This window comes from Mycobacteriales bacterium (genome assembly GCA_035504215.1).
GTDB lineage: Bacteria > Actinomycetota > Actinomycetes > JAFAQI01 > JAFAQI01 > DATAUK01.
In genome coordinates this window covers 1-6,896 of the sequence record DATJSI010000076.1, presented here as the reverse complement: position 1 = coordinate 6,896, position 6,896 = coordinate 1, and the positions used below count along the sequence as shown (strand labels likewise).

7 protein-coding genes are annotated in these 6,896 nt (G+C 69.8%); all 7 read right to left on the bottom strand.

What is annotated here, in order from left to right:
• A partial coding sequence (locus tag VME70_09350; GenBank protein ID HTW20401.1) for an HlyD family efflux transporter periplasmic adaptor subunit occupies window positions 1–1,356 on the bottom strand: 1,356 nt, incomplete at its 3' end.
• On the bottom strand, window positions 1,349–2,254 hold the full coding sequence (locus tag VME70_09345; protein ID HTW20400.1) for a DUF5666 domain-containing protein: 906 nt from the start codon (window positions 2,252–2,254) through the stop codon (window positions 1,349–1,351). The genes VME70_09345 and VME70_09350, both read right to left, overlap by 8 nt.
• A gap of 29 nt (window positions 2,255–2,283) precedes the next feature.
• Window positions 2,284–3,522, bottom strand: coding sequence for an ABC transporter permease (locus VME70_09340; GenBank protein ID HTW20399.1), 1,239 nt, complete (start codon window positions 3,520–3,522; stop codon window positions 2,284–2,286).
• The gene (locus VME70_09335; GenBank protein HTW20398.1) at window positions 3,519–4,238 is read right to left on the bottom strand and encodes an ABC transporter ATP-binding protein; all 720 of its coding nucleotides are present in this window, start codon (window positions 4,236–4,238) and stop codon (window positions 3,519–3,521) included. The genes VME70_09340 and VME70_09335 overlap by 4 nt, the downstream gene beginning before the upstream one ends.
• Window positions 4,235–5,443 carry an efflux RND transporter periplasmic adaptor subunit gene (locus VME70_09330; protein HTW20397.1) on the bottom strand — a complete coding sequence of 403 codons (1,209 nt, stop codon included), beginning with the start codon at window positions 5,441–5,443 and terminating at the stop codon, window positions 4,235–4,237. The genes VME70_09335 and VME70_09330 overlap by 4 nt, the downstream gene beginning before the upstream one ends.
• Before the next feature lie 58 nt (window positions 5,444–5,501).
• The gene (gene folE / locus VME70_09325) at window positions 5,502–6,104 is read right to left on the bottom strand and encodes a GTP cyclohydrolase I FolE (GenBank protein ID HTW20396.1); all 603 of its coding nucleotides are present in this window, start codon (window positions 6,102–6,104) and stop codon (window positions 5,502–5,504) included.
• The coding region (locus tag VME70_09320; protein HTW20395.1) for a methylmalonyl-CoA mutase family protein at window positions 6,101–6,896 on the bottom strand (796 nt) is incomplete at its 5' end. The genes folE and VME70_09320, both read right to left, overlap by 4 nt.

The following is a 6,896-nucleotide window of genomic DNA, read 5'->3' as shown; positions in this document are numbered from 1 at the left end:
GGCGGTCGCGAGGGTGATTGACACCGCAGCGTCCGCGCCGGCGACGAGGCGGCTCGACGGGTCGGCAACATCGACCGTCACCGGATACGTGATCGAGCCGCTGTCCGACTCGCTGCCGCTGATTCCGACGGCCACGACCCGGCCGCTGACCGAGCGGCTCGTGCCATCCGGAGTGATCCGCGCTGACTGGCCGACCTTCGTCCGGCGTACCTGGGCGTCGCTGACGTAGACGGTCGCCTTGTCCTGGTGCGAGCCGATGATCTCGACGGCCGGGCTGGTCGAGCTGGCGCTGCCGGACACGCTGTCGCCCTTGTCGATCGTGACGGCAGCGACCCTGCCGCTGATGGTCGCGTGCAACGTGGCCTGCGAGAGGTTGGCCTTCGCGGTCGCGACTTGTGCGCGGTCGGTGTCGATGCTCGCCTGGTCCGAGGCCAGGTCGGCAGCGCTCACCGTGCTGGTCGACCCGTTCAGTGCCGACTGCCCACCGCGTGAGCCGGTCGACTTCGAACCCGAGCTTCCCTTTCCCTTCAACGCCTTCTCGGCGGTTGCCAGGTCGCCGCTCAGCACCTGCTCGGCCTGGTCGAGGGCAGTCTCGTCCGCGCTCACGACCTGCTGGTCATGGAGCAGCGCCTTGGCGGCCGCGGTGCACGAGAGCGCCTGGGCGTTGGACGACGCGCCGCCGGAGGGTGATCCGGTCTCGCTCGCGCACGCGGTGGCCTCGGTCTTCAGTGCGATCTTCGCCGAAGCGAGGGCGCGGTCGACGGCACGTTGCGCGCGCACGATGGCCCGCTGGTCGGCGCGCAACGTCGCGGTCGTTACTGGGCCGCGATGGCCACCGGTGCCGGGACCGCTCGGGCTGCTGCCGGTGCCCCCGGGTGAGCCCGACGGCTGCGGGCGTGGGCTCGAGGTCGCGGTCGCCGCGCGGTAGCTGACATCCGTTGCTGTGGTGTCGGTGGTGGACGACGTTCCGACCGACGACTGGCCGGACTCGTCCTCGGACAGCCGCTCGCGGGCGCTGGTCAGCTCGGCGTTGGCCGTGCGCACCGCTGCCTTCAACGTCGCGCGGTGCAGGTGGGCGAGTGCATGGCCGGCCACGACATGGTCGCCGACCTTAACGTCGACCTTGGCCACCTTGCCGGCGACCTGGAAGTCGTCGTCGGCGTAGCGCATCGGGCTCAGCTCGCCGGTGGTGGTCAGCGTCTGATCGACCGTGCCGCGGGTGACGGCGGCCGTCCGGTACGACGGTCCGGCCGGCCGGGTCAGCGCCCACGCCGTCGAGCCGGCCGCGGCCGCGACGACGATCACGGCGCCGACGACCAGAAGCCGGCGAGTGGTCCGACTGCGCGGCTTAGGCATTCGCGACCCCTGGCGAGCTGATCGGCGTGGGCGGAGCACCGAACCCGAAGCCGAAGCCGCGACCGCCGAGACCGCCCAGAGCCCGTGTCACGCACTTGCCGTTTACCGGCGACGACAGCGTGATCTGGCGCGCGTTGATCCGGCCGGTGCTCGTCTTTGCGCCGATGGCGTCCACACACACGCCGGAGGTGACATCGCTCGCGGACGCCTGCGTGGTTGAGGTGAACGTGGTCTTCGCCGTGGTCGTGACGGTGACACTGCTGGCGCCGATAGGCGATTTCACGACGAGGGTCGAACCCGAGATCGACGACACCGTTCCGAACGCACCGTTGAACCGGCGACCGCCGCCGAAGCCGCCACGGAAACCAGGCGATCCACTCGGCCGCGGGGTTGCCAAGTTGCTGAACGGCGGCGGCGATCCGTTGCCGCCACCGGGCACACTGCCGCCGGGGAAGCCACCGGATCCCGACCTGAATGCGCACCCCTTCGTGCCGGTGAGCGACACGGTCGCCGCGGTGATCGACTTCGTCGGGGCGCTTGACGAGGTTGCGGTGCCGACGCCGCTCACACTGACGCAGTCGCCCTTGGCGATCCCGGACAGCGCGATCGTGTTGATTCGCGAGAACCGCGTGACCGATGCCCACGCGATGTAGCCCTTCGTACCGTTGCTCTCCTTCACCGCTGCCGTGCCGTTCGAGACGGCCTGAACCATCCCGCTCACGACGCCGAAGTCGGCCGTGAAGTTCTGCCGGTTGGGAGCGCTCGACGAGCCGGCCGCAGGGGAGATGCCGCTGCTCGGCTTCGATCCGCCGCCGCACGCGGTGACGACCAACGCCAGCGCCGCCAGGCCGAGGGTTGACCCGAGTACGGCGTACCGGGATCGGGAAGCGGTTGCCATCGTCGGATCCGTCCTGTCCGTCATGTCACTCACTCACTCCGCAATGCGTCGATCGGGGCCAGTCTCGCCGCACGGCTGGCGGGATACACACCGAAGCCGATGCCGATGGCGACCGCCACGACGATCGCGCCGGCCGCAGCTGCCGGCGAGATCGAAATCGGGTCCGAGAGGAAGTGAGGCAGCACGATTGCGCCGACCGTCCCGAGCACTACGCCGAGGATTCCTCCGGACAGGCCGAGGACCGATGCCTCGACGAGGAACTGGCGCCGGATCGCCTTGGGGGTCGCACCGAGCGCCTTGCGCAGCCCGATCTCGCGGGTCCGCTCCGTCACCGAGACCAACATGATGTTCATGACACCGATCCCGCCGACCAGGAGCGAGATCGCTGCGATCCCGCCGAGCAGCACGGTCAGAGTCTTGTCGACGCTGGTCGCCGTGGACAGCAGTGACTGCTGCGAAGCGATCGAGAAGTCCGCATCGGTCGTGTTCGTGATGCCGTGCAGGGCGAGCAGCTCCTGGTCTGCTTCCTGGTAGGCAGCCGAGATGGTGTGGCTGCTGCTCGCCTCGAGATAGATGTCCGAGACCGAGGTTCGCGAGGTTCCGCCGATGACGCGGGTGGTCGCGGTGGAGAGCGGGATGATCGCCTGGTCGTCCTGGTCGCCGGTGGACGAAGACCCCGATCCCACCGAGTTGAGCAGCCCGACGACCTGGAACGGGATCCCGCCGATGGTGACGGTCTGCCCCACCGGGTCGCGCGCACCGAACAGCTCCGAAGAGGTCTCCGAGCCGAGTACCACGACCGCGGCATCGGCGGACTCGTCGTTCGCGGTGAGGAAGCGTCCGGTGGTGACGCTGCGGGCCCGCACCCTCAGCCACGACGGGGTCGCCCCGACGACGCTTGTCGTCCAGTTGGTCGACCCAGCGGTCAGCTCGTCTTCGGTCGACGTGGTCGGTGCCACCGCGGCGATGTCCGGGCTGCTGGTCTTGGAGTCGAGCGCGGCTGCGTCCGCGGTCGTCAGGGTCGAGGCCGATCCGAATCCGCCGCGCACTCCCGAGCTGTTGGTCGAGCTGCCGGGTGTGACCACGAGCAGGTTGCTGCCGAGCGCGTTGATCTGGTCACGGACCTGCTTCTGCGCGCCCTCGCCGAGACCCACCGTCAGCATCACTGCGGCGATCCCGATGAGGATGCCCAGCATGGTGAGCAGTGAGCGCAGCCGGTGGGAGCGAACCGCGGCCAGGCTGGTGCGCGAGGTCTCGAGCCAGTTCATCGGGGACCGACCGGTTGCGGCTGCTCGGGCTGGAGCTGCCCGTCGAGGATGTGGACGACGCGTTGGGCCCGGTCGGCAATGTCCGCCTCGTGGGTGATGAGGACGACGGTGCGCCCGGCCCGATGGAGATCGGCGAGCAGCGAGAGCACCTCGGCGGACGAGGCGGAGTCGAGGTTGCCGGTCGGTTCGTCGGCCAGGATCACTGCGGGATCCGTGACGAGCGCGCGGGCGAGCGCGACCCGCTGCTGCTGGCCGCCGGACAGCTCGCCCGGGCGGTGCTCGACCCGGTCGGACAGGCCCACCCGGTCGAGCGCTTCCATGGCCCGCTCGCGGCGCGCGTGCGCAGGCACTCCGGCGTAGGTGAGCGGCAGCTCGACGTTGCGCCAGGCGGACAGCGACGGGAGCAGGTTGAACTGCTGGAACACGAAGCCGATCCGCCGGTTGCGGATCTCGGCGAGCTCGGCTTCGTTCATCTCGCCCACGTGCTCGCCGGCGAGCAGGTAGTCACCGGAGGTCGGTACGTCGAGGCAGCCGAGGATGTGCATCAGGGTCGACTTGCCGGAGCCGGAGGGACCCATGATCGCCATGTAGTCGCCGGCGAAGACGGACAGAGTGACTCCGCGCAGGGCCGCGACGTCGAGCGAGCCGGTGCGATAGGTCTTCGTCACATCCGTGAGCTCGAGGGTCGGCGCAGTCGCGTCGGTCACGGTGCTCATGGGGCCGGCGATCCTCCGCCGCCGAACCCACCGGTGGGAAAGCCGCCACTACCCCCGTTGCCGCCGTTGCCGAAGCTGCCACTGCCGGGGAAGCCGCCGTTGCCGTTGCCGAACCCCGGGAAGCCCTTGCCGCCGTTGCGGTTGGTGATCGCGCGACCGAAGGTCGGGATCGTCACGACCACCTTGTCGCCCGCTTTGAGGCCGGACAGCACCTGCGTCTCGACGCCGAAGCTCTGCCCGACGGTGATCGTGCGCTTCGAGGTCCCCGAGCCGTCGTTGACCTCGACGCTCGCCGTCGACCCGCTGTAGGTGATCGCCAGCGTCGGGATCTCCAGCGCCTTGAACGACTTCTTGGTCGTGACCGAAAGCGTCGCGCTCGCGCCGGCGTAGACGCCAGTGGGATGGCCGGAGACCTTGACGACGATCGGGAACGTGACGACGCCGGAGCTGCTGGATGGCACGCTGCTCACCGACGAGACGGTGCCGGTGACCGGCTGGATCGCTCCGTCCGGCGTGATCGCGACGGTCTGGCCCTTCTTGACGCTGCTGATCTCGGTGTCGTCGACATCGGCGTTGACGATGAACGTTTTCGACGACTGGACGTCGACCTGGCTCGTGGAGTCGTTCGACGAGTCGCTGGCGTCGTTGACGCCGCCGGTCGATGAGCCACCCGACACCTGCTGGCCGACCGTGAGGTTCACCGACGTGACCGTTCCGGCGATGGTCGAGCGCAGCGTGGCCGCAGCCAGCGCCTGCTTCGCGCTGCGGAGCGAGCTACGCGCCGCCCGCAGCGCTGCCTTGTCGGAGGTCAGCTGTACGGAGCTTGCCGAGCCGTCGTTCGCCACCTTGTCCTCGGCCGAGGTGACGGTCGCCTCGGCGGCATCCTTTGCGGCAACGAGGGCGACCTTGGTGACGCGAGCGAGTCGCTGTCCCTTCTTCACCGTGTCGCCCGCCTTGACCCACACCTTCGTCACCCGGCCGGTCGCGGCGAAGTCGAGGCTTGCCTGGTGCGCGGGCTCGATCGTGCCCGACGCCGACACCGTCGAGGTGATCGTGTTGACCCGCGCGGCCACCAGAGTGGTCGACGAAGATCCAGAGCCGGACCGCGTCATCGCCCAGGCCGCGACGCCACCACCGGCGAGGACGACCACGACGACGACCGCGATCACCGGCCAGCGTCGGAGCTGGCGAGTCAACCGGGACACGCCGTCAGCGTGCGGATGCGCCCTGAGCCGAAGGTGAGGAGAACCTGAAAGTTTCCTGTCAGGCCATCATCGGTGGCTTGCCGTGCGCGAGCGTCAGGAACTCGGCTCGGCTGCGGGCGTCCTCTCGCAGCCGGCCCAGCACCGTCGAGGTCACGGTGGTCGCGCCGCGGGCGCCGGCGCCCCTGGTGGTCATGCAGGTGTGCTCGGCCTGCAGCACGATGCCCACGCCTTTTGGCGCGAGGTTGTCGTTGAGCCAGTGCGCGATCTGCGTGGTCATGCGCTCCTGCACCTGCGGTCGACGCGCGAACAGCTCCACCACGCGGGCCAGCTTCGACAGGCCGAGAATCCGCTCGTCGGGAAGGTAGGCCACGATCGCGGTGCCCACGAAGGGCAGCAGGTGGTGCTCGCACAGCGACGTGAACGGGATGTCCCGAGCGATCACGAGCTCGTCGTACCCCTCGTCGTTGGGGAAGGTCGTGAGCGAGAACTCCCGGGGGGTCAACAGCTCAGCGTAGGCCTTCGCGATCCGGCGCGGCGTGCCGGCGAGCGTGCCCTCCGAGTGGTCGATACCGAGCGCGTCGAGCAGGGCCGCGGCGGCGGCCTCCGCCGCCGCAAGATCGATCCCGCCGCTGACCGGTGCGGAGCGCTCTCCGATGGTCACAGCGCGTCCACGGCGACGTAGGTGCCCCAGACGTCACGCAGCGCGTGGCAGACCTCGCCGACGGTCGCGTGCGCGGCGAGCGCGGTTTTCATCGGTGGCAACACGTTGTCCGTCCCTTCCGCAGCGTGCCGCAGGTCGTCGAGCGCGCGCTTCACGTCTCCCGCCGACCGCTCGGCCCGAAGCGCGGCCAGCCGGTCCGCCTGCCGGGTCTCGATCGCCGGGTCGACCCGAAGCGGCTCATAGTGCTCCTCGGACCCGGCGGTGTATCGGTTCACACCGACCACGACCCGCTCGCCGGCGTCGATCTGCTGCGCGGTGCGGTACGCCGCCTGCTCGATCTGGCCCTTCTGGTAACCCTGCTCGATCGCCGCGACCGCTCCGCCCAGCTCTTCGACGGTCGTCATGAGCTCGCCCGCCGCGGCCTCGACGTCGTCGGTGAGCGACTCGACGGCGTACGAGCCGGCGAACGGGTCGACGGTCGAGGTCAGGTCGCTCTCGTGCGCGAGCACCTGCTGGGTGCGCACCGCCAGCCGCGCGGCCTTCTCGGTGGGCAGCGCGATCGCCTCGTCGAAGGAGTTGGTGTGCAACGACTGCGTGCCGCCGAACAGTGCGCCGAGCGCCTGCACGGTGACCCGGATGAGGTTGACCTCCGGCTGCTGCGCGGTGAGCTGCACACCGGCGGTCTGGGTGTGGAACCGCAGCATCCAGGAGCGCGGGTCCTTGGCACCGAACTCCTCGCGCATGACCCGCGCCCAGATCCGCCGGGCGGCCCGGAACTTCGCCACCTCCTCG